Below are 27,000 nucleotides of genomic sequence, written 5' to 3' on the forward strand. Positions count from 1 at the left end.
CCCCTCAATGACGATGGTCAACACCCACCCGGAGACCGAGCGGCCGCAGCCGCCCGAGAGCTCCCCGGACCGCGAGCCGAACCGCTCGGCCGCCACCGCCCCGGATGCGACGGACGCCGCAGGCACGTGGCGCCCCACCCCACGCCTGCTGTGGATCCTGGCTGCCGTGCTCCTGCTCGCTGCCGTCGCGGTCACGGCGACCCTCGGCCGCTCGGTCTGGCAGCAGCAGCGCGACGCCGACAACCGCGCTGCGGCCCTGGCCGCCGGGCGTCAGATCGCGGTGAACTTCGTGACGATGAACGCCGCGTCCTTCGACGCCGACACCAAGCGCGTCCTCGACGAGTCCACCGGCGCGTTCCAGAAGGAGTATGCGTCCACCCTGGCCCAGCTGAAGCCGGTCGTCACCGCCAACAAGACGGTCTCCACCGTGGAGCGGGCCGAGGCCTCGCTCGTGTCCAGTGACGACGACTCGGCGAAGGTCATCGTCGGGATCGTCGCCCCGACCTCCAACGCCTCGACCCCTCAGGCCGAGAAGAAGACCTATCGGCTCCGGCTCGACCTCGTCAAGGTCGGCGACGCGTGGAAGGTGAGCACCCTTGACTTCGTCAGCTGAACCCCGCCGTCCAGTCGGCGCAGCCAGCCCTCGCAAGCGGGTGGCCGGCGCCCGCCGCCGACCTTCCGCCGACGCGCCCGCCGCCTCGACGCTCGTGCTGCCGCCCCGCGTGGTCCCCGAGCGCCCGGTCGACGCGGAACCCTCGACGAGCGAGTTCGACGAGTCGAGCGAGCACGCCGGGAACCGTCGACGCACCGTGGGTGCCGGCGGCTCACGGCGCCTGTGGGCTCCGGCGATCGGTGGCAGCCTCGCGCTCGCCCTGCTCGCGGCATCCCTCGTCTACGCCCTTCGCCCCTCGGTCTCCGACACCGACCGCGCCGCCGCCGTCGGCTCGGCGCGCACGACGCTCGAGAGCCTGCTCAGCTACAGCGGTGCCGCCTTCGACAAGCACATAGGGGAGGTCACCCCCCAGCTGGCCTCGCCGTTCAAGGACCAGTTCACCAAGGTCGCGGCCACCGACATCAAGCCCATGGCCGTCAAGAACGACGCCACGGTGCAGGCGAAGGTCTACGACGCCGGCGTGATGGACTCGACGGGTGACGGCGGCGAGGGCACGACGGTGCGCGTCATGGCATTCGTCAACCAGGCGACGACCACCAAGGCGCAGCAGGCTCCCGCCATCGACCAGAACCGGGTCATCGCGACCATGCGCAAGGTCGGCGACCGCTGGCTGGTCAGCGAGCTGTCCGCCTACTGAGTCGGCCCAGACCCACCCTCGGTCGGCCGCGGTTCCACGGCCCACGGAGCCGCGACCCCGGGCGGCTTTCGGGGGTTCACGGGGGCGCAGGCCCGCCAGGGCCGTGAGCTCCCGTGGGGTGGTTTTCGGGGGTTCACGGGGGCGCAGGCCCGCCAGGGCCGTGAGCTCCCGTGGGGTGGTTTTCGGGGGTTCACGGGGGCGCAGGCCCGCCAGGGCCGTGAGCTCCCGTGGGTGCATACTTCCTGCTGTGAAGCTTCTCCAGGCCAATGGCGTCCCAGAGTCCCTCGCCCGAGTCCAGCAGCCCGACACGGCCCCCGTGCGGGTCGGCCTCGTCCAGCACGAGTGGGTCGACGATCCCGACGCCCTCGTCGAGACGCTCCGGGACGGCATCCGCACGGCGGCCGAGGCCGGCGCCTCGATCGTCTTCCTGCCCGAGCTGACGCTGTCCCGCTACCCGGCCGACACGTTGCCCGAGGGCACCCCGTCGGCCACTGCCGAGGACCTGGACACCGGCCCGACGGTGAGCTTCGCCCGAGCCGCTGCTCGCGACTTCGGGGTCCATGTCCACGCCTCCCTCTACGAACGTGCCGACCAGGGCGACGGGCTGGGCTTCAACACCGCCGTCGTCGTGGCCCCCAGCGGTGAGGTCGTGGCGCGGACCCGCAAGACCCACATCCCTGTCACCGCCGGCTACTACGAGGACAAGTACTTCCGTCCCGGACCCCCGGATGACGCGTATCCCGTTGTCGCGCTTGGCGACCCGTCCCTCAGGCTCGGGCTCCCGACGTGCTGGGACGAGTGGTTCCCCGAGGTGGCCCGGCTCTACTCCCTGGCCGGCGCCCAGGTGCTCTGCTACCCGACCGCCATCGGCTCGGAGCCCGACCATCCCGCCTTCGACACCCAGCCGCTGTGGCAGCAGGTCATCGTCGGCAACGGCATCGCCAACGGCCTGTTCATGGTCGTGCCCAACCGCTTCGGCACCGAGGGCCTCATCACCTTCTACGGCAGCTCGTTCATCTCCGACCCCTACGGCCGGATCCTCGTCCAGGCACCACGCGACGAGGCGGCCGTCCTCGTCGCGGACCTCGACCTCGCGCAGCGCCGTGACTGGCTCGAGCTCTTCCCGTTCCTCTCGACCCGCCGGCCGGACTCGTATGCAGCCCTGACGGCCCCGGTGCGTGACGAGCACCGTCACGAGGCGGGGCAGTGACCGACGCCGTCTCGGCACCGGGGGACGCGGCCGGCCCGGCCGGCTGGCGTATGCCGTCGGAGACCGATCGCCACGAGGGCACGTGGATGGCGTGGCCCAGCCAGGGCTACACGCTCGGTGACACCCCGGACGAGGTGGCCACCGCTCGTCGCACCTGGGCCGCTGTCGCGAACGCGGTCGTGCAGTTCGAGCCGGTCCGCATGGTCGTCGTCCCCGGAGACGTCGCCGTGGCCCGGGAGCACCTGCACCCGGACGTCGAGCTCGTGCCGGCCGCCCTGGACGACGCGTGGATGCGTGACATCGGCCCGACCTTCGTCCGGTCGGCGGACGGCACGCGCCTGGGAGCGGTCGACTGGGTGTTCAACGGTTGGGGCGCCCAGTCGTGGGCCACCTGGGAGCACGACGCGCGCATCGGCGCCCTCGTCGGCGGCCTGAGCGGCGCCGAGGTCATCGGCTCGTCGCTCGTGAACGAGGGGGGCGGCATCCACGTCGACGGGCTGGGCACCGTGCTGCTCACCGAGACGGTGCAGCTCGACCCGGGTCGCAACCCGGGACTGACCCGAGCGGACGTCGAGGCAGAGCTCGCCCGCACCATCGGCGTCACGTCGTGCGTGTGGCTGCCACGGGGTCTGACCCGCGACTACGACGAGTTCGGCACCCGCGGTCACGTCGACATCGTGGCGACGATCGCGAGCCCCGGAGTCGTGCTGCTCCACGAGCAGCGGGACCCGTCGCACCCCGACCATGCCGTCTCGCGCGAGCTGCGTGAGCTCCTCGAGGACGCCCGCGACGCTCGGGGCGAGCGCTTCGAGGTCGTCGGCGTCCCAGCGCCGCGGACCCTCGCCGACGCGGAGGGGCCGGTCGACTGGTCCTACATCAACCACCTCGTCGTCAACGACGGCGTCATCGCGTGCTCGTTCGGTGACGAGCAGGACGACGCGTCCCTGGGGATCCTCGGCGAGGCATACCCGGGGCGTCGCGTGGTCGGTGTCGATGCGCGTCCGCTCTTCGACCGCGGCGGAGGCATCCACTGCATCACCCAGCAGCAGCCCGCCCTCTGATCGAAGGAGCAGTTCGTCCGAAGCCGTCAAGGCCCGGACGAACTGCTCTTTCGATCGGGACGGGGGTGGCCGGTCAGGCCTGGGGGAGGCGCTTGTGGATGTCCTCGCTCATGCGCACGACCGAGAGGTAGAACTCGAGGGTCATCCGGATGACGGCGAGGTAGATCACGACGAAGACCGGCCCGAGGATGAGGGCGCCGAGGCCCGCGCCGAGACTGTTCGCGAAGCCGGCGATGACGAAGATGAGCCAGGTCACAGCGAGGGCGACCGTCGCGAGCACGTAGACGAAGCGCACGAGGATCGGCGTGACGAAGTTGGTGAAGCTGAAGTCGAAGAGTGCGGCGAAGAAGCCGGCGCCCTCCCTCGCGGGGTCGGGCAGGCTCGACATGCCGCCGGACCCGGCGGGCGGGGCCACGGGGACCCGCGGCGGTGGGGGAGGGGTGCTGCCTGCGCCGGGAGCGGGTGCCGTGGGCTGGCTGCTCGGCAGCGGGGTGGTCGGGTCGCCGCCGACCGGGCGGTTGAAGGACGGTTGCTCGGGCGGGTTGGGATCGGACATGGCTTCCCTCTCGGAAGGAGTCGTCAACGGATCGCTGGCGTGCCTCATGCTAGGACGGCGCCGTGCCGCTGCCCCCGGAACAGCGCGTCCACCGGGCGTGTTCCTGCAGGTCAGCGGGCTCCGACACCGGCCGCGCGGGGCGCGGCGACGCGCCTGCACAGGGGTGGGTCTTGACGCCAGCCCCGCGGAGGGCCATATTCGTCGCGTTCGCATCGCGAGCTCCCGGTCCAGGGGGCGTGGCAGGTCACGTCGAGGGCAGTCGGTCGTTTCGAGACCGGGTGGCCCCTCGTCGGACGACCTCCGCTCCTTGACCCGGCTGGACACTCCTGCCCTTTGTGGGTAGGCTAGGCCTTTGCGCTGCCCATGCCCATCCTTCGCGACCTCGGTCAGGCCACTCCCCATTGCCTCACGGCATTCGGCATGACCTCGGGACCCGCGAGCGGAGCCATGCGGCAACGCGGATCTGAAGATTCGAAAAAGGCCCGTGGAAGGACCCTCCTTGGCTGCCTCGCGTACTGCGACGAACATGTCCACCGCACAGACCCCTTCGGGGCGTCTGTCCTTCGCGAAGATTCGCGAACCACTCGAGGTCCCCGACCTCCTGGCGCTTCAGACGGAGAGCTTTGACTGGCTGCTCGGCAACGAGCGCTGGCAGGCTCGCGTCGCCGCGGCCAAGGCCGAGGGACGCACCGACGTCCCGGACCGGTCCGGGCTCGAGGAGATCTTCGAGGAGATCTCCCCGATCGAGGACTTCAGCGGCTCGATGTCGCTGTCGTTCCGCGACCACCGCTTCGAGGAGACCCGCAAGACGATCGAGTCGTGCAAGGAGCGCGACCAGACGTACGACGCGCCGCTCTTCGTGACCGCCGAGTTCATGAACGCCCAGACGGGCGAGATCAAGAGCCAGACGGTCTTCATGGGCGACTTCCCGCTCATGACCGAGCGCGGCACCTTCATCATCAACGGCACCGAGCGTGTCGTCGTCTCGCAGCTCGTCCGCAGCCCGGGCGTGTACTTCGAGCGCACGCCCGACAAGACGTCCGACAAGGACATCTACACCGCCAAGATCATCCCGAGCCGCGGTGCCTGGCTCGAGTTCGAGATCGACAAGCGCGACATGGTCGGCGTCCGCGTCGACCGCAAGCGCAAGCAGTCGGTCACCGTGCTCCTCAAGGCCCTCGGCTGGACCGAGGCCCAGATCCTCGAGGAGTTCGGCGAGTTCGAGTCGATGCGCCTCACCCTGGAGAAGGACCACACCCAGGGCCAGGACGACGCGCTGCTCGACATCTACCGCAAGCTGCGCCCGGGCGAGCCGCCGACCAAGGAGGCCGCGCAGACGCTGCTCGACAACCTCTACTTCAACGGCAAGCGCTACGACCTCGCCAAGGTCGGCCGCTACAAGGTGAACAAGAAGCTCGGTCTCGACGCCTCGATCAACGACTCGACCCTGTCGATCGACGACATCGTCAAGACGATCAAGTTCATCGTCACGCTGCACGACGGCCAGGACTCGATGAAGGGCGTCAAGAACGGCGACGAGATCGACGTGCGCGTCGAGGTCGACGACATCGACCACTTCGGCAACCGTCGCCTGCGCTCCGTCGGCGAGCTCATCCAGAACCAGGTCCGCACCGGCCTGTCCCGCATGGAGCGCGTCGTCCGTGAGCGCATGACCACGCAGGACGTCGAGGCGATCACGCCGCAGACCCTGATCAACATCCGCCCCGTGGTGGCCTCGATCAAGGAGTTCTTCGGCACGTCGCAGCTCTCGCAGTTCATGGACCAGAACAACCCGCTCGCGGGTCTGACGCACAAGCGTCGTCTGTCCGCGCTCGGCCCGGGTGGTATCTCCCGTGACCGCGCCCAGATGGAGGTCCGAGACGTCCACCCGTCGCACTACGGCCGCATGTGCCCGATCGAGACCCCGGAAGGCCCGAACATCGGCCTCATCGGCTCGCTCGCGTCCTACGGTCGCATCAACGCGTTCGGCTTCATCGAGACGCCGTACCGCAAGGTGCGTGACGGTCACGTCACCGACGAGATCGACTACCTGTCCGCCGACGAGGAGGACCGCTACGTCGTCGCCCAGGCCAACGCGCCGCTCGACAAGCAGAACAACTTCACCGAGGACCGCGTGCTCGTGCGCACCAAGGGTGGAGAGGTCGAGCTCGTCCCCGGCGACGAGGTCGACTACATGGACGTCTCGCCGCGCCAGATGGTGTCCGCCGCGACCGCGATGATCCCGTTCCTCGAGCACGACGACGCCAACCGTGCCCTCATGGGCGCGAACATGCAGCGTCAGGCCGTCCCGCTCGTCAAGAGCGAGGCGCCCATCGTCGGCACCGGCATGGAGTTCCGCGCCGCCCTCGACTCGGGCGACGTCGTCCGCGCCGAGAAGGCCGGTGTCGTGCAGGAGGTGTCGGCTGACCTCGTCACCGTCGCCAACGACGACGGCACCTACCAGACGTACCGCATCGCCAAGTTCGCGCGCTCCAACCAGGGCACGAGCTACAACCAGGTCGTCGTCGTCAACGAGGGCGACCGTCTCGAGGCCGGCGGCGTCATCGCCGACGGTCCCGCGACCGAGGGTGGCGAGATGGCGCTCGGACGCAACCTGCTCGTCGCGTTCATGTCGTGGGAGGGCCACAACTACGAGGACGCGATCATCCTCAGCCAGCGCCTGGTCCAGGACGACGTCCTCTCCTCGATCCACATCGAGGAGCACGAGGTCGACGCCCGTGACACCAAGCTCGGCCCCGAGGAGATCACCCGGGACATCCCGAACGTCTCCGAGGAGGTCCTGGCCGACCTCGACGAGCGCGGCATCATCCGCGTCGGCGCCGAGGTCCGCGACGGCGACCTGCTCGTCGGCAAGGTCACGCCCAAGGGTGAGACCGAGCTGACGCCGGAGGAGCGCCTGCTGCGCGCCATCTTCGGTGAGAAGGCGCGCGAGGTCCGTGACACGAGCCTCAAGGTGCCCCACGGCGAGACCGGCACGGTCATCGGTGTCAAGGAGTTCCGGGCAGACATGGGCGACGACCTGCCGCCCGGTGTCAACCAGCTCGTCCGCGTCTACGTGGCCAACAAGCGCAAGATCACCGACGGTGACAAGCTCGCCGGCCGCCACGGCAACAAGGGTGTCATCTCCAAGATCCTCCCGGTCGAGGACATGCCCTTCCTCGAGGACGGCACGCCGGTCGACGTCGTGCTCAACCCGCACGGTGTGCCGCGTCGTATGAACCTCGGCCAGATCCTCGAGCTGCACCTCGGCTGGGCCGCCTCGCGCGGCTGGAAGATCGAGGGCAGCCCGGAGTGGGCCAAGGAGATCGCGCCCGACGCGCACGAGGCCCCTGCGGGCACGCGCGTGGCGACGCCGGTCTTCGACGGTGCCTCCGAGGACGTCGTCACGGGTCTGCTCGACTCGACGCTCAAGACGCGCGACGGGGTTCGCCTCATCGACGCCTCGGGCAAGACGCGCCTCTTCGACGGCCGCTCCGGCGAGCCGTTCCCGGAGCCCGTCGCGGTCGGCTACATGTACATCCTCAAGCTCCACCACCTCGTCGACGACAAGATCCACGCTCGCTCGACGGGCCCCTACTCGATGATCACCCAGCAGCCGCTCGGCGGTAAGGCCCAGTTCGGTGGCCAGCGCTTCGGTGAGATGGAGGTCTGGGCCCTCGAGGCGTACGGCGCCGCCTACACGCTCCAGGAGCTGCTGACGATCAAGTCGGACGACGTTCCCGGCCGCGTGAAGGTCTACGAGGCCATCGTCAAGGGCGAGAACATCCCCGACTCGGGCATCCCGGAGTCGTTCAAGGTCCTCCTCAAGGAGATGCAGTCCCTGTGTCTCAACGTCGAGGTCCTGAGCAGCGACGGCACGACGATCGAGATGAAGGAGTCCGACGAAGAGGTCTTCCGCGCAGCGGAGGAGCTCGGCATCGACCTGAGCCGGCGTGAGCCGTCCAGCGTCGAAGAGGTCTGAGAAGGCCAACGCCCGGGGGGCTTCGCCCCCCGGGTCCCCCCCGGAAAGCCCGCGTTGCCCGGTAACGGGCACACGGCATACGGACCCAGACCACTCAGACCAAAGACTTAACGAGAGTTACGAGAGAAGGAACCACGTGCTCGACGTCAACTTCTTCGACGAGCTGCGCATCGGCCTCGCCACCGCGGAATCCATCCGCCAGTGGAGCCACGGCGAGGTCAAGAAGCCCGAGACCATCAACTACCGCACGCTCAAGCCCGAGAAGGAGGGCCTGTTCTGCGAGCGCATCTTCGGCCCCACCCGGGACTGGGAGTGCAACTGCGGCAAGTACAAGCGTGTCCGCTTCAAGGGCATCATCTGTGAGCGCTGTGGCGTCGAGGTCACGCGCGCCAAGGTGCGCCGTGAGCGGATGGGCCACATCGAGCTCGCCGCCCCCGTCACCCACATCTGGTACTTCAAGGGTGTGCCGAGCCGCCTCGGCTACCTGCTCGACCTTGCCCCGAAGGACCTCGAGAAGGTCATCTACTTCGCGGCCTACATGATCACGTCCGTCGACGAGGACCAGCGTCACGCTGACCTGCCGTCGCTCGAGGCGCAGATCCAGGTCGAGAAGAAGGAGATCGAGAACCGCCGCGACGCCGACGTCGAGTCCCGCGCGCAGCTGCTCGAGCGCAACGTCGCCGAGCTCGAGGCCGAGGGTGCCAAGGCCGACGCGAAGCGCAAGGTCCGCGACCAGGCCGAGCGCGAGATGAACAACATCCGCAAGCGTGCCGACCAGCAGGTCGAGCGCCTCGAGCAGGTCTGGGACCGGTTCAAGAACCTCAAGGTCCAGGACCTCGAGGGCGACGAGATCCTCTACCGCGAGATGCGTGACCGCTTCGGTCTGTACTTCGAGGGCGGCATGGGCGCCGCGGCGATCCAGAAGCGCCTCGAGTCCTTCGACCTCGACGCCGAGGCGGACCTCCTCCAGGAGATCATCGCCACCGGCAAGGGCCAGAAGAAGACCCGCGCCATCAAGCGCCTCAAGGTCGTCAACGCCTTCCAGATGACGACGAACCACCCGTCGGGCATGGTCCTCGACGCGATCCCGGTCATCCCGCCGGACCTGCGCCCGATGGTGCAGCTCGACGGTGGCCGCTTCGCGACGTCGGATCTCAACGACCTCTACCGTCGCGTCATCAACCGCAACAACCGCCTGAAGCGCCTCCTCGACCTCGGTGCCCCCGAGATCATCGTCAACAACGAGAAGCGCATGCTCCAGGAGGCCGTCGACAGCCTCTTCGACAACGGCCGTCGTGGTCGCCCGGTCACGGGCCCCGGCAACCGTCCGCTCAAGTCGCTGTCCGACATGCTCAAGGGCAAGCAGGGTCGTTTCCGCCAGAACCTGCTCGGCAAGCGCGTCGACTACTCCGGCCGTTCGGTCATCGTCGTCGGCCCGCAGCTGAAGCTGCACCAGTGCGGTCTGCCCAAGCAGATGGCGCTCGAGCTGTTCAAGCCGTTCGTGATGAAGCGCCTGGTCGACCTCGACCACGCGCAGAACATCAAGTCGGCAAAGCGCATGGTCGAGCGTGCCCGCCCGGTCGTGTGGGACGTCCTCGAAGAGGTCATCACGGAGCACCCGGTGCTGCTCAACCGTGCACCCACGCTGCACCGTCTCGGTATCCAGGCGTTCGAGCCGCAGCTCGTCGAGGGCAAGGCCATCCAGATCCACCCGCTCGTCTGCTCGGCCTTCAACGCCGACTTCGACGGTGACCAGATGGCCGTCCACGTGCCGCTGTCGGCGGAGGCGCAGGCCGAGGCCCGCATCCTCATGCTGTCGAGCAACAACATCCTCAAGCCGGCTGACGGTCGCCCCGTGACCATGCCGACCCAGGACATGATCACCGGCATCTACCACCTGACCGACGCCGTCGACGGTGGCGGCCCGGGTGCAGGCCGCGCGTTCTCGTCCCCGTCCGAGGCCCGCATGGCCTTCGATCGTGGCGAGATCCTGCTCGGCTCGGCGATCAAGCTGCGCCTGACGGACGCCGTGCCCCCTGCCGGCTTCGAGCTGCCCGAGGGTGTCGAGGCCGCCGAGGACGGCATCGTCAAGAGCATCACGCTCGAGACGACGCTCGGCCGCGCGATCTTCAACGACACGCTGCCGCTCGACTACCCGTTCGAGAACCGTCCGGTCGACCGCAAGCGCCTCTCGGCGATCGTCAACGACCTCGCGGAGCGCTACTCCAAGGTCCAGGTCGCTGCCTCCCTCGACGCCCTGAAGGAGGCCGGTTTCCACTGGTCCACCCGCTCGGGCTGCACCGTCGCGATCTCCGACGTCACGACGCCGGACAACAAGACGAACATCCTCGAGGGCTACGAGACCAAGGCCGCCAAGGTCCAGACGCAGTACGAGCGCGGTCTCATCACCGATGACGAGCGTCGTCAGGAGCTCGTCGAGATCTGGACCCAGGCGTCCAACCAGGTCGCCAAGGAGATGGAGACCAACTTCCCGCGCACGAACCCCATCTACCGGATGGTGTCCTCGGGTGCTGGTGGTAACTGGTTCCAGATCCGTCAGATCGCCGGCATGCGAGGCCTGATGGCCAACCCGAAGGGCGAGATCATCCCGCGCCCGATCAAGGCGAACTTCCGTGAGGGCCTCACGGTGCTCGAGTTCTTCATCTCGACGCACGGTGCCCGTAAGGGTCTGGCCGACACGGCGCTCCGTACCGCCGACTCGGGCTACCTGACCCGTCGTCTCGTCGACGTGTCGCAGGACGTCATCATCCGTGAGGACGACTGCGGCACCGAGCGTGGCCTCAAGCTGCCGATCGCCCAGGTCAACGAGACCACGGGCACGCGTGCGCCGAGCGAGGTCGTCGAGGCCTCGGTCTACGCCCGCACGCTGGCCGAGGACGTCGTCGTCGACGGCGAGACCCTCGCCGTCGCCGGCATCGACCTCGGTGACGTCGTCATCGACGCGCTCTACGCGGCCGGTGTCGACGAGGTGCGGATCCGTTCGGTCCTCACCTGCGACAGCAAGGTCGGCACCTGTGCCGCCTGCTACGGCCGTTCGCTCGCCACGGGCAAGCTCGTCGACATCGGCGAGGCCGTCGGCATCATCGCGGCCCAGTCGATCGGTGAGCCCGGCACGCAGCTGACGATGCGTACCTTCCACACGGGTGGTGCGGCTGCGGCCGACGACATCACCCAGGGTCTGCCGCGTGTCGTCGAGCTGTTCGAGGCGCGCACCCCCAAGGGTGTCGCCCCGATCGCCGAGGCCACCGGTCGCGTCGAGATCGAGGACACCGACAAGGCGCGTCGCATCCTGCTCACGCCGGACGACGGCTCCGAGCAGCACGCCTACCCGGTGAGCAAGCGCTCGCGCCTCGTCGTCGCCGACGGTGACCACGTCGAGGTCGGCACCAAGCTGGTCCAGGGCGCGATCGACCCCAAGCAGGTCCTTCGCATCCTCGGCCCGCGCGCGGCCCAGAAGCACCTCGTCGACGAGGTGCAGCGGGTCTACCGCCAGCAGGGTGTGTCGATCCACGACAAGCACATCGAGGTCATCGTGCGCCAGATGCTGCGTCGCGTGACGATCATCGAGGCCGGCGACGCCGACCTGCTGCCCGGCGAGCTCGCCGAGCGTGGTCGCTTCGAGGACGAGAACCGTCGCGTCATGGCCGAGGGTGGCCGTCCGGCTGCCGGTCGTCCCGAGCTCATGGGCATCACCAAGGCCTCGCTCGCGACCGAGTCGTGGCTGTCGGCCGCGTCCTTCCAGGAGACGACCCGCGTGCTCACGCAGGCCGCCATGGAGGCCAAGTCCGACCCGCTGCTCGGCCTCAAGGAGAACGTCATCCTCGGAAAGCTCATCCCTGCCGGCACGGGCCTGCCCCGCTACCGGAACGTCAAGGTCGAGCCCACCGAGGAGGCCAAGGCCGCGATGTACTCGCTGCCGAGCTACGACGCCTACGACTACGCAGGCTTCGGCTCGGGCACCGGCGAGGCCATCCGTCTGGACGACGAGGCCCTCGGTCTCGACCAGTTCTGACCGGACCTGCCGTATGCCGCTGGGCCGGCTTCCCTTCGGGGGAGCCGGCCCAGCGGCGTTCCGGGACGTCTGCGCGCCTCGATAGGGTGGGGACATGACCGAGCCCACGGCCGACGTGCCCACCGCGCCCGAGCGCGACGACCTGACCGCCGCGCCGAGGGAGTCGAGCGAGCCGACCCACCAGAGCGGCCAGAGCAGCCAGAGCGGCCACCCCGGCACCTCCGGGCAGGGCGAGCAGGTCGACGGCGGCCCCGCGCCGGCGATCATCGTCCTCACCGAGGAGGCGCTCAAGCCGGTCGACGTCGACAAGATCATCGCCCTGCACCAGGACGAGGCCCCGACGTACCGGGTCCTCGTCCCCGCCGACACCGACCGCAACATGCTCTCCGAGTTCCTCGACCACCTCAGCCTCTTCGAGATGCGCGAGGCGCTCGACGCCCTGAAGCCGGTCGACCGCACGGAGGCGCACGCCGACGCGCACACCGCCCTCGCGACGACCCTGGCCGAGCTCGAGGCGCACGCGGTGGTGGCAACGGGGGAGATCACCGGCGACGACCCCCTGCCGACCCTCCGCGAGGAGGTCACGCGCCTCGGCGCCTCCGAGGTCGTCGTCGTCACCGAGCCCCACGCGGTCGAGGACACCTTCCACACGGACTGGGCCTCCAAGGCCCGCGAGACGCTCGGCGTGCCCGTGCTGCACATGTATGCCGGGGACTGGCGGCTCGGCTGAGGGGGCCGGCCGCGGGTCACGGCCCCCGGCATACCTCATCAGCCCCGTCAGGGCCGGTCTCACCGATTTGGTCGGCGTGCCGCGCCCCGGTACGCTTGAACACTGTGTCTGAGACACGCATTCAGGCATGCGCGATGACGGCCTCGGTGCCCTGTCCGCCCGCTCCTCGCGGACGAGACATCACTGCGGTCCAGAGCACACCTTTCGCCGGGCAACCTTGTCGACCGACCGCCTTCCGGCAGCCGGCGCAGCAGGGGAGTGCAGGGGAAAGAACCGGTTCCGACACGCCCGACCTCGGGGGTCGAGGAGCCGAACAGCCAAGGAGCGTCCTGCCGGACGCCTGACCACGAGCAACGTTATGGAGTAACCAGGTTGCCTACCATCAACCAGCTGGTCCGCAAGGGCCGCCAGGACAAGGCCAGCAAGGCCAAGACCCCGGCGCTCAAGGGTTCGCCCCAGCGCCGCGGTGTGTGCACCCGCGTGTACACCACCACCCCCAAGAAGCCGAACTCTGCCCTTCGGAAGGTCGCCCGCGTGCGCCTCTCCAGCGGCATCGAGGTCACGGCCTACATCCCCGGCGTCGGCCACAACCTGCAGGAGCACTCGATCGTGCTCGTGCGCGGTGGCCGTGTGAAGGACCTTCCGGGTGTGCGTTACAAGATCGTCCGCGGCACGCTCGACACCCAGGGTGTCAAGAACCGCAAGCAGGCTCGTAGCCGTTACGGCGCGAAGAAGGAGAAGAGCTGATGCCTCGTAAGGGACCCGCTCCGAAGCGCCCGCTCGTCGTCGACCCGGTCTACTCCAGCCCGCTCGTCACGCAGCTCGTCAACAAGATCCTCCTCGACGGCAAGAAGTCGATCGCCGAGACGATCGTCTACGGCGCCCTCGAGGGCTGCCGCCAGAAGACCGGCACCGACCCCGTCGCCACGCTCAAGCGTGCGCTCGACAACGTCAAGCCGGCCATGGAGGTCAAGAGCCGTCGCGTCGGTGGCGCGACCTACCAGGTGCCGATCGAGGTCAAGCCCAACCGCTCGACCACGCTCGCCCTGCGCTGGCTCGTCGGCTACTCGCGGCAGCGTCGCGAGAAGACGATGACCGAGCGCCTCATGAACGAGATCCTCGACGCGAGCAACGGCCTCGGTGCCGCTGTCAAGCGCCGCGAGGACACCCACAAGATGGCCGAGTCCAACAAGGCCTTCGCGCACTACCGCTGGTGACCAGCGGTCCGGTCGGTATGCCGGGGAGCTCGCTCCACGGCATACCGACCGGGCACGCGCCCGCCCGTCACGAGACGCGGCCCCCGGCGCCCCTAGATTCACTACACGACGAATGAGACGAGAAACCTGACGTGGCACTCGACGTCCTGACGGACCTCAAGAAGGTCCGCAACATCGGCATCATGGCGCACATCGACGCTGGGAAGACCACGGTGACGGAGCGCATCCTCTTCTACACCGGTGTCAACCACAAGATCGGTGAGACCCACGACGGTGCGTCGACGACCGACTGGATGGAGCAGGAGAAGGAGCGCGGCATCACGATCACGTCTGCCGCCGTGACCTCCTTCTGGGAAGGCACCCAGGTCAACATCATCGACACCCCCGGGCACGTCGACTTCACGGTCGAGGTGGAGCGCTCGCTGCGCGTCCTCGACGGTGCCGTTGCCGTGTTCGATGGCAAGGAGGGCGTCGAGCCCCAGTCCGAGACGGTGTGGCGTCAGGCCGACAAGTACGACGTGCCGCGCATCTGCTTCGTCAACAAGATGGACAAGCTCGGCGCGGACTTCTACTTCACCGTGCAGACGATCAAGGACCGCCTCGGCGCGGAGCCGCTCGTCATGCAGCTCCCGATCGGTGCCGAGAACGACTTCCTCGGTGTCATCGACCTCGTCTACATGCGTGCCCTCGTGTGGCCCGGCGACGCCAAGGGCGACGTGACCATGGGTGCCAAGTACGAGATCGCCGAGATCCCGGCGGACCTGCAGGCCAAGGCCGAGGAGTACCGCATGGCACTCGTCGAGCGCGTCGCCGAGTCCGACGACGAGCTCATGGAGAAGTACCTCGGTGGCGAGGAGCTGACCCCGGAGGAGATCAAGGGCGGCATCCGCAAGCTCACGGTCAACTCCGAGCTCTACCCGGTGTTCTGTGGCTCCGCCTTCAAGAACCGCGGCGTTCAGCCCATGCTCGACGCCGTCGTCGACTACCTCCCGTCGCCGCTCGACGTGCCCCCGATGATCGGCCACAAGCCCGGCGACGAGACCGTCGAGCTGACGCGTGCACCCAGCAAGGACGAGCCGTTCTCGGCTCTCGCCTTCAAGGTCGCCACGCACCCGTTCTTCGGCACGTTGACCTTCATCCGCGTCTACTCGGGCCACATCAGCTCGGGCACGAGCGTCATCAACTCGACCAAGGGCCGCAAGGAGCGCATCGGGAAGCTCTTCCAGATGCACGCCAACAAGGAGAACCCCGTCGAGGAGGCCATGGCCGGCCACATCTACGCGGCCATCGGCCTCAAGGACACGACGACCGGCGACACCCTGTCGGACCTCAACGAGCAGATCGTGCTCGAGTCGATGACCTTCCCCGACCCGGTGATCCAGGTCGCCATCGAGCCCAAGACCAAGGGTGACCAGGAGAAGCTCGGCACGGCCATCCAGAAGCTCTCGGCGGAGGACCCGACCTTCCAGGTCCACCACGACGAGGACACCGGCCAGACGATCATCGCCGGCATGGGCGAGCTGCACCTCGACATCCTCGTCGACCGCATGAAGCGCGAGTTCAAGGTCGAGGCCAACGTCGGCAAGCCGCAGGTGGCCTACCGCGAGACGATCCGTCGTCCCGTCCTCAAGTACGACTACACGCACAAGAAGCAGACCGGTGGCTCTGGCCAGTTCGCCAAGGTCCAGGTCAGCTTCGAGCCGCTGGGCGAGACCGAGGACGGCTCGATGTACGAGTTCGTCAACGGCGTCACCGGTGGCCGTGTCCCGCGTGAGTACATCCCGTCGGTGGACGCTGGTATCCAGGACGCCATGCAGTACGGCGTGCTCGCCGGCTACCCGCTCGTGGGTATCCGTGCGACGCTCAACGACGGCGCCTACCACGACGTCGACTCCTCGGAGATGGCGTTCAAGATCGCCGGCTCGATGGTGCTCAAGGAGGCCATCAGGAAGGCGGACCCGGTCCTGCTCGAGCCGATGATGGCCGTCGAGGTCCGTACGCCCGAGGACTACATGGGCGAGGTCATCGGTGACATCAACTCCCGCCGTGGCCAGATCCAGGGCATGGAGGACATCAGCGGTGCCAAGGTCGTCAAGGGCCTCGTCCCGCTGTCCGAGATGTTCGGCTACGTCGGCGACCTGCGCTCCAAGACGCAGGGTCGCGCGAGCTTCTCCATGGAGTTCGACTCCTACGCAGAGGTCCCCAAGGCCGTTGCCGAGGAGATCATCAAGAAGACCCGCGGGGAGTGACTGCGGGACATCCCGTAGTCTCTTCCATCGGAAACCACCCCATCGCGCCACGTCCTGCCCTGGTCGTACGGCGTAACACGAGAAAGTCCTGAGGAGGACCACAGTGGCGAAGGCAAAGTTCGAGCGGACCAAGCCGCACGTCAACATCGGCACCATCGGTCACATCGACCACGGCAAGACGACGCTGACGGCTGCGATTTCCAAGGTTCTGCACGACAAGTACCCCGACCTGAACCCCCAGTTCGCGTTCGAGGACATCGACAAGGCTCCCGAGGAGCGCCAGCGCGGTATCACCATCTCGATCGCGCACATCGAGTACCAGACGGAGGGTCGTCACTACGCCCACGTCGACTGCCCGGGCCACGCTGACTACGTGAAGAACATGATCACGGGTGCGGCTCAGATGGACGGCGCGATCCTCGTGGTCGCCGCCACCGACGGCCCCATGCCGCAGACGAAGGAGCACGTCCTCCTGGCCCGCCAGGTCGGCGTCCCCTACATCGTCGTGGCGCTCAACAAGGCCGACATGGTCGACGACGAGGAGATCCTCGAGCTCGTCGAGATGGAGGTCCGTGAGCTCCTGTCGCAGTACGAGTTCCCGGGTGACGACCTTCCTGTCGTGCAGGTCTCGGCGCTCAAGGCGCTCGAGGGCGACGAGAAGTGGGGCCAGTCGGTCCTCGACCTCATGGACGCCGTCGACAACTCCATCCCGGAGCCCGAGCGCGACGTCGACAAGCCGTTCCTCATGCCCGTCGAGGACGTCTTCACGATCACCGGTCGTGGCACCGTCGTCACCGGTCGTATCGAGCGCGGCATCCTCAAGGTCAACGAGGAGATCGAGATCGTCGGCATCCACACCGGCCCGCCGGCCAAGACGACCGTCACGGGCGTCGAGATGTTCCGCAAGCTCCTCGACGAGGGTCGCGCGGGTGAGAACGTCGGTCTGCTCCTTCGTGGCACCAAGCGCGAGGACGTCGAGCGCGGGCAGGTCATCTGCAAGCCGGGCTCGATCACCCCGCACACGGACTTCGAGGCTCAGGTCTACATCCTCTCGAAGGACGAGGGCGGCCGTCACACGCCGTTCTACGACAACTACCGTCCGCAGTTCTACTTCCGTACGACGGACGTGACGGGTGTCGTGCACCTGCCCGAGGGCACCGAGATGGTCATGCCCGGCGACAACACCGACATGACGGTCGAGCTCATCCAGCCGATCGCCATGGAGGACGGCCTCAAGTTCGCCATCCGTGAGGGTGGCCGCACGGTCGGCGCCGGTCGCGTCACGAAGATCATCAAGTGATCTGACGCTGCACCTGCAGCACCAGCTTCATCGGTAGGGCCCGTTCCGCTTCGGCGGGGCGGGCCCTTCCGCGTGCACCCCGCGGCCGCGGTCCCGCTCCGCGTCGTCGCGGAACGGGCGAGGCGGCTCGCGGCGAGAGCGTCGGCGGCCGCTTCCAGCGTCCCTGCTTGTGTATGCCGTCGGCCGCCTCCGATGCCGCTCCCCACCTCGGGCGTCCCGCTCCCTCTCGTATGCCGCGCGCTCCCTTCCTGTCGAGTGCTCACTTTCCTACGCGGGGGCGCCAGGACCACGGGGTGACCCCGTGGAGGACGGCTGCGACCTGCGTGCGCACGAGCTCGCCGTGCTGGACGATGACAGGCTCGCCGCGGCGGAGCGGCTGCTCGCCGAGGGCGACGTGCAGCGAGCGCAGGGTCCGCATCGTGTTGCTCGCCGCGGGTGGGACGGGGCCGGGGGAGCCCGACGCGAAGAGGCGGCCGACGTGGTCGAGCCACCCGACGGCCGTCGGCGCGTCGACGTCGTCACGCGCGAGCACCAGGGCCATGGCACACGCGAGCCGGTCCTCCTCCTGGTCGCGCCACACGAAGCCGGTGGGCTCGACCATCCGCCGGACGAGGGCGTCGAGCAGGGCGGCCGGGTCCCCGACGCCGGCGGCCCCGCACGCGCCGAAGAAGTCGGCGCCGTGCGCGACGGTGTGAACCCACCCCAGCTCCGGATCGTGCCCGCGCAGGTCCTGCTCGTTGCAGAACCAGCGGGTCACGGCCGGGATCCAGGCCTCGTCGAGATCGCCGACCGCCACGAGCGAAGCGAGGACGAGGGGCGCGAAGGAGCGGGCTTCCGCCCGTTCGTGGCGCAGCCGCTGGACCATCGCGTCCCCGAGCCAGGACCGGTCGTCCACGGTGAGGTCACCGTCGCGCACGAGGCGCGTCAGGGTGGCATACGCCCCGTCGTCCCGGACCGCGGGGTCGGGGGAGGCGAGGTCGTCGACGAGAGAGCGGAGGTCGGTGTCGGGCATGGGTGGATCCTGCCACCGGTGCGGACGTTGCCCTGGCAGGGCCGATGCCGTATGACTTGCGCATGACGTCGACAGGGGAGCCGGCCGGATCTTCGCGAGGGCGGGCGCTGCGCCTGGCCGTCGGCGTCTGCTCGGTCCTGCTGCTCCTGTCGACCGCGGCGTGCTCGAAGGCCGGAGGGTCGGCCCTGGCCGCACCGGCCGGGACGGCGCCGAGCCCGCCGGCGCCCTCCCGCGTGATCTCGTCGGGTCCCGTGTCGGTCCAGCCGACGGCCTCACCGTCGGCGGATGGGATGTCGACCGCCCCCACCACCCCCGCGACCGCGGGTGTCCCGCTCCTCGTCGGGCGCAGGGTCACTGCGGTGCAGGCCGGGCTGTCGTTCGAGGTGCCTGCCGGATGGCAGGCCTTCGACCCCTCCCGGGCGCTGCGCGCGGGAGGCGCGGCCCTGCCCGACCAGGCCAAGGACCTGGCGGCGCGGTCCGGCCTGTCCGTCGACGAGTACCTCCAGCGGGTCGGCAGCGCGATGGAGGTCATGGTCATGGGGCCGCGGGGGACGGCGGACAACATCTCCGTCATCCCGACGCCCGTGTCGCAGCTGCTGAGCCCGGACGAGCTGCGCGCGCAGCTCGAGTCCGTCGGCGCGAACGTCGTGCGGGTGGACCGGGTGACGACGCCGCTCGGTCCCGCGATCGTCGCAGAGTCGCGCCTGCCGATGGGCTCGTTCGTCACCCACACCCGCTCTCTCGCCGTGGAGCACGCCGGCCACGTCAGCTTCCTCACGGTGACGGCGACGACGGAGGCTTCCGCCGACTCGCTCCTGCGCGAGATGCTGGCCAGTCTGAGACCGGTCTGACCGGACGGATAGGGTCGGGGGCCATGGCGCACTCGTTCGACACCGACACCGAAGCCCAGGGCCTGATCGACTACGTCGACGCCTCTCCCACCCCGTTCCACGCGTGCGAGCAGGCTGCAGCCCGCCTCGCCGCGGAGGGCTTCACCGAGGTCGTCGAGACCGAGCCGTGGCCGACAGAGCCGGGGCGGCGCTACCTCGTGCGCGGCGGCTCGCTCATCGCCTGGGACACGACCGGCGCGCACGGCGCCGGGGCCGGACCGGCCGCGGGGTTCCGCGTCGTGGGGGCGCACACCGACAGCCCGAACCTGCGGGTCAAGCCGAATCCCGACCACTCGCGGGCCGGCTGGCAGCTGCTCGGGATCGAGCCCTACGGCGGCCTCATCCTCAGCTCCTGGCTCGACCGTGACCTCGGCCTCGCCGGTCGGGTGGCCGTTCGGGGGAGGGACGGCGTCGAGTCGCGCACCTTCCACGGCCGCGACGCGCTGCTGCGGGTCGCCCAGCTCGCGATCCACCTCGACCGCACCCAGAACGAGGCGCTCACGCTCAACAAGCAGGCCCACATGGAGCCGCTGTGGGGCGTCGGCGGCGAGCCCGGCGACTTCGTCGGCTACCTCGCCGAGCAGGTCGGCGTCGCCCGCGAGGACGTCCTGTCCTGGGACGTCATGACGCACCCGATCCAGCCGTCGACGAGGCTGGGGCGGGCACGCGAGCTCATCGCCGCGCCGCGCCTCGACAACCTCGCCACGTCGTATGCGGGTGTCCGGGCCCTCCTGGACGCCGTGGCCACCGAGCCCGCACACGTCCCCGTCCTCGTCCTCTTCGACCACGAGGAGATCGGCAGCACGTCCGAGCGCGGTGCCACCTCGACGCTGCTGCCGTCGGTCCTCGAGCGCATCGTCGCCGCGGGCGGGGGCAGCCGCGACGACTACTGGCGCGCCCTCGCGGGGACCGTCATCGCCTCCGGTGACATGGGCCACGCGACGCACCCCAACTACGCCGATCGCCACGAGCCGCTGCACCAGATCCTCGTCAACGGCGGCCCGGTGCTCAAGGTCAACACCAACCTGCGCTACGCCACGGACTCCGTCGGCGCCGCGGCGTTCCGGCTGGCCTGCGAGCAGGCCGGTGTCCCGATGCAGACCTTCGTCACCCGCAGCGACCTGCCGTGCGGCTCGACCGTCGGCCCGGTCACGTCCTCCCTCACGGGCGCCACCACCGTCGACTTCGGGGCGGCCATGCTGTCGATGCACAGCACGCGCGAGCTCATGGGCGCCGAGGACCCCGCGATGTATGCCGGCGCGCTGAGCGCGTTCCTCGCCCCGGCCTGAGGGGCCCGCCCCACGGCATACGCCAGCAGGTCGACGCAGTCGGGCGCACGACGGGTGCGAGGATGGGGTCGTGGAGACCACGCTCTTCGTCCCGACCCGGCCCACTCTCGTCTACGACGCCGACTGCGGCTTCTGCACGCGCAGCGTCCAGCTGCTCGGGCGCTGGGTCGACCGGCGCGGCCGCTACGACGTGCGGCCGTGGCAGGAGCTCGACCTCGCGGCCGTGGGGCTGACGGAGCAGGATTGCGACGAGGCGGCCCAGTTCATCACCGCGGACGGCTCGATCCGGGCTGGCCACCGGGCCATCGCCAGTGCCGTGACGCACGGGGCCCCGGCCTGGCGGCCGCTCGGCCACCTCCTCGAGGCGCCCGGGATCTCGTGGCTGGCGGGGCGCGCGTACCGCTGGATCGCCGCCCACCGCCACCAGCTGCCGGGCGGCACCGCGGCCTGCGCCCGCCCACTCGCCTGACGCGACGCGCCACCTCGCCGACCCTGCGCGTCCACCTCGCCTCGATTTGATAGTGCGGTGCGCGCTCTGGCACACTGTTCAGGTTGCTTGACGCGCGTCGCTGACCCATGTCGGTGGCGCCGCCCCTTGAGAGCCTCCTGACGGGGACTCGCCCGGACTCCTCTCGGAGGCCCGAGGGAAGCGCAAGTTACCCGGTTCGGCCGGGCAATCCACACGAGAAGTGGCACTCAGGTGCGCACCTTTCACCGCGAAGCGGGCGCGACACGCCCGACCTCGGGGGTCGGATGGCCAAGGGAACCGGTAGTCAGAAGCGAGAGAGAGACGTTCATCAGATGGCGGGACAGAAGATCCGCATCCGGCTGAAGTCGTACGACCACGAGGTCATCGACAACTCGGCGCGGAAGATCGTTGACACAGTGACGCGCGCCGGCGCGACCGTGGTGGGCCCCGTCCCGCTGCCGACGGAGAAGAACGTCTTCGTCGTCATCCGGTCGCCGCACAAGTACAAGGACAGCCGCGAGCACTTCGAGATGCGCACGCACAAGCGCCTCATCGACATCATCGACCCGACGCCCAAGGCCGTCGACTCGCTGATGCGTCTCGACCTGCCGGCGGACGTCAACATCGAGATCAAGCTCTGAGGCGGCCCGCGATGACTGTTGCTCAGAAGAACGTGAAGGGCGTGCTCGGCGAGAAGCTCGGCATGACCCAGGTGTGGGACGCAGACAACAAGCTCGTCCCCGTGACCGTGGTCAAGGCCGGCCCCTGCGTCGTGACGCAGGTGCGCGCCGACGCGACCGACGGCTACTCCGCGGTCCAGATCGCCTTCGGTGCGATCGACCCCCGCAAGGTGAACAAGCCCATGAGCGGCCACTTCGAGAAGGCCGGCGTCACGCCGCGCCGTCACCTCGTCGAGCTCCGCACGGCCGACGCCGCCGACTACGAGCTCGGCCAGGAGATCACGGCCGAGTCCTTCGAGGCCGGCCAGCGCGTCGACGCGACGGGCACGACCAAGGGCAAGGGCTTCGCCGGTGTCATGAAGCGTCACGGCTTCCACGGTGTCAGCTCCTCGCACGGCGCCCACCGCAACCACCGCAAGCCGGGCTCCATCGGCGGCTGCTCGACCCCGGGCCGTGTCTTCAAGGGCATGCGCATGGCTGGTCGCATGGGTGGCGTTCGCCAGACGACCCAGAACCTCCAGATCCACGCCGTTGACGCCGAGAAGGGCCTGCTGCTCATCAAGGGTGCCGTTCCCGGCCCCCGCGGTGGCATCGTCCTGATCCGCACGGCTGCGAAGGGTGCATGAACGACATGGCAACCAAGACGCAGAACCTCCCCGCCGAGATCTTCGACGTCCAGACCAACGTCCCGCTGATCCACCAGGTCGTGGTGGCCCAGCTCGCGGCTGCTCGTCAGGGCACGCACTCGACCAAGACCCGCGGCGAGGTCCGCGGCGGTGGGCGCAAGCCGTACCGCCAGAAGGGCACCGGCCGCGCCCGTCAGGGCTCGACCCGCGCACCGCAGTTCGCCGGCGGTGGCGTCGTCCACGGCCCGCAGCCGCGTGACTACTCGCAGCGCACCCCCAAGAAGATGAAGGCGGCCGCCCTGCGCGGTGCCCTCTCCGACCGGGCCCGCTTCGACCGCATCCACGTCGTCGACTCCATCGTCTCGGGCGACCTGCCCTCGGCGAAGGACGCCGCCGCGCTGCTCGCCGGTCTGACCGAGCGTCCCAACCTGCTCGTCGTGCTCGAGCGCGGCGACGAGGTGGCGTTCAAGTCGGTCCGCAACCTGCAGAACGTCCACGTGCTGGTCGCCGACCAGCTCAACACGTACGACGTCCTGTGCGCCGACGACATCGTCTTCACCCAGGCCGCCCTCGACGCGTTCGTCGCCGGTCCCGTGAAGGCCGACAAGGCCGACAAGGAGGCCACCAAGTGAGCATCCACACCAAGGACCCCCGCGACATCCTCATCGCGCCGGTCGTCTCCGAGAAGTCCTACGGTCTGCTCGACGAGGGTAAGTACACCTTCATCGTCGACCCCCGTGCGAACAAGACGGAGATCAAGATCGCCATCGAGGCGATCTTCAACGTCAAGGTCGACAAGGTCCACACCCTGAACCGCCAGGGCAAGACCCGTCGCACCCGATTCGGCCTCGGCAAGCGCAAGGACACCAAGCGTGCGATCGTCTCCCTCCGCGAGGGCTCGATCGACATCTTCGGTGCGGGCGCCTGAGATCGACGAAGGATAAGGACACACGAACATGGGTATCCGTAAGTACAAGCCGACCACGCCGGGCCGTCGTGGCTCGTCGGTCGCCGACTTCGTCGAGATCACGCGTTCCACCCCCGAGAAGTCGCTGGTGCGCCCCCTGTCGAAGACGGGTGGCCGCAACAACGCCGGTCGCATCACGACGCGCCACATCGGTGGCGGTCACAAGCGCGCCTACCGCGTCATCGACTTCCGTCGCCATGACAAGGACGGCGTGCCGGCCAAGGTCGCTCACATCGAGTACGACCCGAACCGCACCGCGCGCATCGCGCTCGTCCAGTACGCCGACGGCGAGAAGCGCTACATCCTGGCCCCGAACAAGATGAAGCAGGGCGACCCGATCGAGAACGGCCCCGCGGCCGACATCAAGCCGGGCAACTCGCTTCCGCTGCGCAACATCCCCGTGGGTACGGTCGTTCACGCGATCGAGCTCAAGCCCGGTGGTGGCGCCAAGATCGCCCGCTCCGCGGGTGCTCGCGTGCAGCTCGTCGCCAAGGACGGCCCCTACGCCCAGCTGCGTATGCCGTCCGGTGAGATCCGCAACGTCGACGCGCGCTGCCGCGCGACCGTCGGCGAGGTGGGCAACGCCGAGCAGAGCAACATCAACTGGGGCAAGGCCGGCCGCATGCGGTGGAAGGGCAAGCGCCCGACCGTCCGTGGTGTCGCCATGAACCCGGTTGACCACCCGCACGGTGGTGGTGAGGGCAAGACGTCCGGTGGACGTCACCCCGTCAGCCCGTGGGGTCAGGCCGAGGGCCGGACCCGCAAGGGACACAAGGAAAGCGACAAGCTCATCGTGCGTCGCCGCCGTACTGGCAAGAAGCGCTGATAAGGAGCCTTTGGAATGCCTCGTAGCCTGAAGAAGGGCCCCTTCATCGACGACCACCTTCAGAAGAAGGTGGACGCCCAGAACGAAGCGGGCACCAAGACCGTCATCAAGACCTGGTCGCGCCGTTCGGTCATCAGCCCGGACATGCTCGGCCACACCTTCGCCGTCCACGATGGCCGCAAGCACGTCCCGGTGTTCGTCACCGAGTCGATGGTCGGCCACAAGCTCGGCGAGTTCGCGCCGACCCGCACGTTCAAGGGTCACGTGAAGGACGACAAGAAGGGTCGTCGTCGCTGATGGCCATCGAATCCAAGGAAGAAGTCATGGAAGCCAAGGCTTCGGCGCGGCACGTCCGTGTCAGCCCGCAGAAGGCTCGCCGTGTCGTGGACCTGATCCGCGGCAAGGTCGCCACCGACGCCGTCACGACGCTGCAGTTCGCGCCGCAGGCTGCCTCGGAGCCGGTGCAGAAGGTGCTCGAGAGCGCCATCGCCAACGCCCGCGTCAAGGCCGACCGTGAGTCGGTCGCCTTCGACGAGCGCAACCTGGTCATCACGGCCGCGTTCGTGGACGAGGGCCCGACGATGAAGCGGTTCCGTCCGCGCGCCCAGGGCCGCGCCGGCCGCATCAACAAGCGCACGAGCCACATCACGGTGGTCGTCGCCCAGCCCGAGAACACGAAGGGAGCCCGCTGATGGGTCAGAAGGTCAACCCCCATGGCTTCCGTCTGGGCATCACGACGGACCACAAGAGCCGCTGGTTCGCCGACTCGACCAAGTCGGGTCAGCGTTACCGCGACTACGTCAAGGAAGATGTCTCGATCCGTCGCCTGATGGAGAAGGGCATGGAGCGCGCCGGCATCGCCTCGGTCGAGATCGAGCGCACCCGTGACCGCGTCCGCGTCGACATCCACACGGCCCGCCCCGGCATCGTCATCGGTCGCCGCGGCGCCGAGGCCGACCGCATCCGTGGCGAGCTCGAGAAGCTCACGGGCAAGCAGGTCCAGCTGAACATCCTCGAGGTCAAGAACCCCGAGATCGTCTCCCAGCTGGTCGCCCAGGGCATCGCCGAGCAGCTCTCGGCCCGCGTGGCGTTCCGCCGCGCCATGCGCAAGGGCATGCAGTCCGCCCAGCGCGCCGGCGCCAAGGGCATCCGCGTGCAGGTCTCCGGCCGTCTCAACGGCGCCGAGATGAGCCGCACGGAGTTCTACCGCGAGGGTCGCGTCCCGCTGCACACCCTGCGTGCGCAGATCGACTACGGCTTCTACGAGGCCCGCACCACGTTCGGTCGCATCGGCGTCAAGGTGTGGATCTACAAGGGCGACATGACGGCCAAGGAGCTCGCGGCCCAGCAGGCCGCCGCCCCGCGCCCGTCGCGTGGTCCGCGCCGTGACGGCGGTGACCGTCCGAACCGCGCCCGTCGTGGTGACCGCAACGAGACCGCCGCTGCTCCGGCAGTGAACGAGACCGCTGCTGCCGAGGCCCCCGCCGCGGCCAGCACCGAGAATGAGCAGGCCTGACCATGTTGATTCCCCGTCGAGTCAAGCACCGCAAGCAGCACCACCCGAACCGCCACGGTGCGGCCAAGGGTGGCACGACGATCGCCTTCGGTGACTACGGCATCCAGGCTCTCGAGCCGGCCTACGTGACCAACCGTCAGATCGAGTCCGCTCGTATCGCGATGACCCGCTACATGAAGCGTGGCGGAAAGGTGTGGATCAACATCTACCCCGACCGTCCGCTCACCAAGAAGCCCGCCGAGACCCGCATGGGTTCCGGTAAGGGTTCGCCGGAGTGGTGGATCGCCAACGTCAAGCCGGGTCGCGTCATGTTCGAGATCTCGGGCGTGGCCGAGCCGGTGGCACGTGAGGCCATGCGTCTCGCGATGCACAAGCTCCCCATGAAGTGCCGCTTCGTCCAGCGTGAGGGTGGTGACATCTGATGGCAGTCGGAACCAAGGACCTGGCTCCCGAGCAGCTGCGTGGTCTCGATGACACCAAGCTGGCGGACGAGCTGAAGAAGGCCAAGGAAGAACTGTTCAACCTGCGTTTCCAGTCGGCCACCGGCCAGCTGGACAACCACGGCCGTCTGCGCGCCGTCAAGAAGGACATCGCGCGGATCTACACCGAGATGCGTGAGCGCGAGCTCGGCATCGGCTCGGCCCCCGCCGCCCCGCAGGTGGAGGAGAAGGCCGAGAAGAAGTCGGCCAAGGCCGACAAGAAGGCCGACAAGGCCGAGAAGGCTGACAAGGCCGAGAAGAAGGCCAAGAAGGCTGACAAGGCGCAGGAGGCTGACGCATGAGCGAGCAGGAGAAGGTCGTGAGCGACCAGGCGAGTGAGCGCAACTACCGCAAGACCCGCCAGGGTTACGTGGTGAGCGACAAGATGGACAAGACCGTCGTCGTCGAGGTCGAGGACCGCGTCAAGCACGCGCTCTACAGCAAGGTCATCCGTCGCACCAGCAAGGTCAAGGTGCACGACGAGCAGAACGCCGCCGGCGTCGGTGACCGCGTGCTCATCATGGAGACGCGTCCGCTCTCCGCGACGAAGCACTGGCGCATCGTCGAGATCCTCGAGAAGGCCAAGTAAGCACCGCCG

At 68.7% G+C, this 27,000-nt stretch carries 27 protein-coding genes; 25 read left to right on the forward strand and 2 right to left on the reverse strand.

Annotated elements, in window-relative coordinates; all coding sequences use genetic code 11:
* Positions 1-7: 7 nt before the first annotated feature.
* From AC1DIW_RS01525 to AC1DIW_RS01540, 4 genes are all read left to right on the forward strand, one after another.
* Positions 8-613 carry a hypothetical protein gene (locus AC1DIW_RS01525; RefSeq protein WP_478106234.1) on the forward strand — a complete coding sequence of 202 codons (606 nt, stop codon included), beginning with the start codon at positions 8-10 and terminating at the stop codon, positions 611-613.
* Positions 597-1,310: a hypothetical protein gene (locus AC1DIW_RS01530; RefSeq protein WP_478106235.1), complete on the forward strand. Its 714-nt coding sequence runs from the start codon at positions 597-599 to the stop codon at positions 1,308-1,310. The genes AC1DIW_RS01525 and AC1DIW_RS01530 overlap by 17 nt, the downstream gene beginning before the upstream one ends.
* Positions 1,311-1,557: 247 nt before the next feature.
* Complete coding sequence (locus tag AC1DIW_RS01535) at positions 1,558-2,520, forward strand: nitrilase-related carbon-nitrogen hydrolase (RefSeq protein ID WP_442279668.1); 963 nt, start codon at positions 1,558-1,560, stop codon at positions 2,518-2,520.
* 50 nt (positions 2,521-2,570) lie between these two features.
* The gene (locus AC1DIW_RS01540) at positions 2,571-3,581 is read left to right on the forward strand and encodes an agmatine deiminase family protein (RefSeq protein WP_478106701.1); all 1,011 of its coding nucleotides are present in this window, start codon (positions 2,571-2,573) and stop codon (positions 3,579-3,581) included.
* Between the two features lie 73 nt (positions 3,582-3,654).
* Here AC1DIW_RS01540 and AC1DIW_RS01545 read toward each other — a convergent pair whose 3' ends face one another.
* Positions 3,655-4,137: a DUF4282 domain-containing protein gene (locus AC1DIW_RS01545; RefSeq protein ID WP_478106236.1), complete on the reverse strand. Its 483-nt coding sequence runs from the start codon at positions 4,135-4,137 to the stop codon at positions 3,655-3,657.
* A gap of 499 nt (positions 4,138-4,636) precedes the next feature.
* Between AC1DIW_RS01545 and rpoB the strand changes: the two genes are divergently transcribed.
* The 7 genes from rpoB (at position 4,637) to tuf (ending at position 17,648) form a co-directional block, all read left to right on the forward strand.
* On the forward strand, positions 4,637-8,119 hold the full coding sequence (rpoB, locus tag AC1DIW_RS01550) for a DNA-directed RNA polymerase subunit beta (protein WP_442279670.1): 3,483 nt from the start codon (positions 4,637-4,639) through the stop codon (positions 8,117-8,119).
* A gap of 136 nt (positions 8,120-8,255) precedes the next feature.
* Positions 8,256-12,152, forward strand: coding sequence for a DNA-directed RNA polymerase subunit beta' (locus AC1DIW_RS01555; protein WP_442279671.1), 3,897 nt, complete (start codon positions 8,256-8,258; stop codon positions 12,150-12,152).
* A 94-nt stretch (positions 12,153-12,246) separates the two neighbouring features.
* Positions 12,247-12,882 carry a hypothetical protein gene (locus tag AC1DIW_RS01560; protein WP_478106237.1) on the forward strand — a complete coding sequence of 212 codons (636 nt, stop codon included), beginning with the start codon at positions 12,247-12,249 and terminating at the stop codon, positions 12,880-12,882.
* A gap of 372 nt (positions 12,883-13,254) precedes the next feature.
* Complete coding sequence (rpsL, locus tag AC1DIW_RS01565; protein ID WP_020143255.1) at positions 13,255-13,629, forward strand: 30S ribosomal protein S12; 375 nt, start codon at positions 13,255-13,257, stop codon at positions 13,627-13,629.
* Positions 13,629-14,099 carry a 30S ribosomal protein S7 gene (gene rpsG / locus AC1DIW_RS01570; RefSeq protein ID WP_030194180.1) on the forward strand — a complete coding sequence of 157 codons (471 nt, stop codon included), beginning with the start codon at positions 13,629-13,631 and terminating at the stop codon, positions 14,097-14,099. Before rpsL ends, rpsG begins: the two co-directional genes overlap by 1 nt.
* 131 nt (positions 14,100-14,230) lie before the next feature.
* Positions 14,231-16,348: an elongation factor G gene (gene fusA, locus AC1DIW_RS01575; RefSeq protein ID WP_478106238.1), complete on the forward strand. Its 2,118-nt coding sequence runs from the start codon at positions 14,231-14,233 to the stop codon at positions 16,346-16,348.
* Between the two features lie 103 nt (positions 16,349-16,451).
* Entirely contained in the window at positions 16,452-17,648 is a 1,197-nt protein-coding gene (gene tuf / locus AC1DIW_RS01580; RefSeq protein WP_020143252.1) for an elongation factor Tu, read from the forward strand.
* Between the two features lie 259 nt (positions 17,649-17,907).
* Here the strand turns inward: tuf and AC1DIW_RS01585 are convergent, their stop codons facing one another.
* Complete coding sequence (locus tag AC1DIW_RS01585; RefSeq protein WP_478106239.1) at positions 17,908-18,660, reverse strand: DUF2785 domain-containing protein; 753 nt, start codon at positions 18,658-18,660, stop codon at positions 17,908-17,910.
* Positions 18,661-18,722: 62 nt separating this feature from the next.
* Between AC1DIW_RS01585 and AC1DIW_RS01590 the strand changes: the two genes are divergently transcribed.
* The 14 genes from AC1DIW_RS01590 to rpsQ all read left to right on the forward strand — a co-directional run bounded on the left by AC1DIW_RS01590 (position 18,723) and on the right by rpsQ (position 26,991).
* Positions 18,723-19,511 (forward strand): hypothetical protein, encoded by a 789-nt coding sequence (locus AC1DIW_RS01590; protein WP_478106240.1) that lies wholly within the window; start codon positions 18,723-18,725, stop codon positions 19,509-19,511.
* A 23-nt stretch (positions 19,512-19,534) separates the two neighbouring features.
* Positions 19,535-20,839 carry a M18 family aminopeptidase gene (locus tag AC1DIW_RS01595; protein WP_478106241.1) on the forward strand — a complete coding sequence of 435 codons (1,305 nt, stop codon included), beginning with the start codon at positions 19,535-19,537 and terminating at the stop codon, positions 20,837-20,839.
* A 70-nt stretch (positions 20,840-20,909) separates the two neighbouring features.
* Entirely contained in the window at positions 20,910-21,308 is a 399-nt protein-coding gene (locus AC1DIW_RS01600) for a thiol-disulfide oxidoreductase DCC family protein (RefSeq protein ID WP_478106242.1), read from the forward strand.
* A 332-nt stretch (positions 21,309-21,640) separates the two neighbouring features.
* A complete protein-coding gene (gene rpsJ, locus AC1DIW_RS01605) occupies positions 21,641-21,949 on the forward strand; it encodes a 30S ribosomal protein S10 (protein WP_009775966.1) in 309 nt (102 codons plus the stop codon).
* Between the two features lie 11 nt (positions 21,950-21,960).
* The gene (gene rplC / locus AC1DIW_RS01610; protein ID WP_026864145.1) at positions 21,961-22,614 is read left to right on the forward strand and encodes a 50S ribosomal protein L3; all 654 of its coding nucleotides are present in this window, start codon (positions 21,961-21,963) and stop codon (positions 22,612-22,614) included.
* A complete protein-coding gene (rplD, locus tag AC1DIW_RS01615) occupies positions 22,611-23,246 on the forward strand; it encodes a 50S ribosomal protein L4 (RefSeq protein WP_442279678.1) in 636 nt (211 codons plus the stop codon). The genes rplC and rplD overlap by 4 nt, the downstream gene beginning before the upstream one ends.
* Positions 23,243-23,542, forward strand: coding sequence for a 50S ribosomal protein L23 (gene rplW, locus AC1DIW_RS01620; RefSeq protein WP_142176968.1), 300 nt, complete (start codon positions 23,243-23,245; stop codon positions 23,540-23,542). The genes rplD and rplW overlap by 4 nt, the downstream gene beginning before the upstream one ends.
* A 28-nt stretch (positions 23,543-23,570) precedes the next feature.
* Positions 23,571-24,407 carry a 50S ribosomal protein L2 gene (rplB, locus tag AC1DIW_RS01625; protein ID WP_442279679.1) on the forward strand — a complete coding sequence of 279 codons (837 nt, stop codon included), beginning with the start codon at positions 23,571-23,573 and terminating at the stop codon, positions 24,405-24,407.
* Between the two features lie 15 nt (positions 24,408-24,422).
* A complete protein-coding gene (gene rpsS, locus AC1DIW_RS01630; protein WP_141823434.1) occupies positions 24,423-24,704 on the forward strand; it encodes a 30S ribosomal protein S19 in 282 nt (93 codons plus the stop codon).
* A 26-nt stretch (positions 24,705-24,730) separates the two neighbouring features.
* Complete coding sequence (gene rplV / locus AC1DIW_RS01635; RefSeq protein WP_442279680.1) at positions 24,731-25,099, forward strand: 50S ribosomal protein L22; 369 nt, start codon at positions 24,731-24,733, stop codon at positions 25,097-25,099.
* Complete coding sequence (rpsC, locus tag AC1DIW_RS01640; protein ID WP_020143238.1) at positions 25,099-25,923, forward strand: 30S ribosomal protein S3; 825 nt, start codon at positions 25,099-25,101, stop codon at positions 25,921-25,923. The genes rplV and rpsC overlap by 1 nt, the downstream gene beginning before the upstream one ends.
* Positions 25,924-25,925: 2 nt before the next feature.
* A complete protein-coding gene (rplP, locus tag AC1DIW_RS01645; protein WP_020143237.1) occupies positions 25,926-26,345 on the forward strand; it encodes a 50S ribosomal protein L16 in 420 nt (139 codons plus the stop codon).
* Positions 26,345-26,704 (forward strand): 50S ribosomal protein L29, encoded by a 360-nt coding sequence (gene rpmC / locus AC1DIW_RS01650; RefSeq protein WP_442279681.1) that lies wholly within the window; start codon positions 26,345-26,347, stop codon positions 26,702-26,704. The genes rplP and rpmC overlap by 1 nt, the downstream gene beginning before the upstream one ends.
* A complete protein-coding gene (gene rpsQ / locus AC1DIW_RS01655) occupies positions 26,701-26,991 on the forward strand; it encodes a 30S ribosomal protein S17 (RefSeq protein WP_147066118.1) in 291 nt (96 codons plus the stop codon). Before rpmC ends, rpsQ begins: the two co-directional genes overlap by 4 nt.
* Positions 26,992-27,000: the final 9 nt, after the last annotated feature.

This window comes from Terrabacter sp. 01T434 (genome assembly GCF_056398545.1).

What these genes read in the sequence shown, in the direction of transcription:
- AC1DIW_RS01525 (WP_478106234.1), top strand. Translation starts at nt 8, where the DNA reads ATGACGATGGTCAACACCCACCCGGAGACCGAGCGGCCGCAGCCGCCC.
- AC1DIW_RS01540 (WP_478106701.1), top strand. Translation starts at nt 2,571, where the DNA reads ATGCCGTCGGAGACCGATCGCCACGAGGGCACGTGGATGGCGTGGCCC.
- AC1DIW_RS01545 (WP_478106236.1), bottom strand. Translation starts at nt 4,137, where the DNA reads ATGTCCGATCCCAACCCGCCCGAGCAACCGTCCTTCAACCGCCCGGTC.
- AC1DIW_RS01560 (WP_478106237.1), top strand. Translation starts at nt 12,247, where the DNA reads ATGACCGAGCCCACGGCCGACGTGCCCACCGCGCCCGAGCGCGACGAC.
- rpsG (WP_030194180.1), top strand. Translation starts at nt 13,629, where the DNA reads ATGCCTCGTAAGGGACCCGCTCCGAAGCGCCCGCTCGTCGTCGACCCG.
- AC1DIW_RS01585 (WP_478106239.1), bottom strand. Translation starts at nt 18,660, where the DNA reads ATGCCCGACACCGACCTCCGCTCTCTCGTCGACGACCTCGCCTCCCCC.
- AC1DIW_RS01590 (WP_478106240.1), top strand. Translation starts at nt 18,723, where the DNA reads ATGACGTCGACAGGGGAGCCGGCCGGATCTTCGCGAGGGCGGGCGCTG.
- AC1DIW_RS01595 (WP_478106241.1), top strand. Translation starts at nt 19,535, where the DNA reads ATGGCGCACTCGTTCGACACCGACACCGAAGCCCAGGGCCTGATCGAC.
- rpsJ (WP_009775966.1), top strand. Translation starts at nt 21,641, where the DNA reads ATGGCGGGACAGAAGATCCGCATCCGGCTGAAGTCGTACGACCACGAG.
- rplC (WP_026864145.1), top strand. Translation starts at nt 21,961, where the DNA reads ATGACTGTTGCTCAGAAGAACGTGAAGGGCGTGCTCGGCGAGAAGCTC.
- rplD (WP_442279678.1), top strand. Translation starts at nt 22,611, where the DNA reads ATGAACGACATGGCAACCAAGACGCAGAACCTCCCCGCCGAGATCTTC.
- rplB (WP_442279679.1), top strand. Translation starts at nt 23,571, where the DNA reads ATGGGTATCCGTAAGTACAAGCCGACCACGCCGGGCCGTCGTGGCTCG.
- rpsS (WP_141823434.1), top strand. Translation starts at nt 24,423, where the DNA reads ATGCCTCGTAGCCTGAAGAAGGGCCCCTTCATCGACGACCACCTTCAG.
- rplV (WP_442279680.1), top strand. Translation starts at nt 24,731, where the DNA reads ATGGAAGCCAAGGCTTCGGCGCGGCACGTCCGTGTCAGCCCGCAGAAG.
- rpsC (WP_020143238.1), top strand. Translation starts at nt 25,099, where the DNA reads ATGGGTCAGAAGGTCAACCCCCATGGCTTCCGTCTGGGCATCACGACG.
- rplP (WP_020143237.1), top strand. Translation starts at nt 25,926, where the DNA reads ATGTTGATTCCCCGTCGAGTCAAGCACCGCAAGCAGCACCACCCGAAC.
- rpmC (WP_442279681.1), top strand. Translation starts at nt 26,345, where the DNA reads ATGGCAGTCGGAACCAAGGACCTGGCTCCCGAGCAGCTGCGTGGTCTC.
- rpsQ (WP_147066118.1), top strand. Translation starts at nt 26,701, where the DNA reads ATGAGCGAGCAGGAGAAGGTCGTGAGCGACCAGGCGAGTGAGCGCAAC.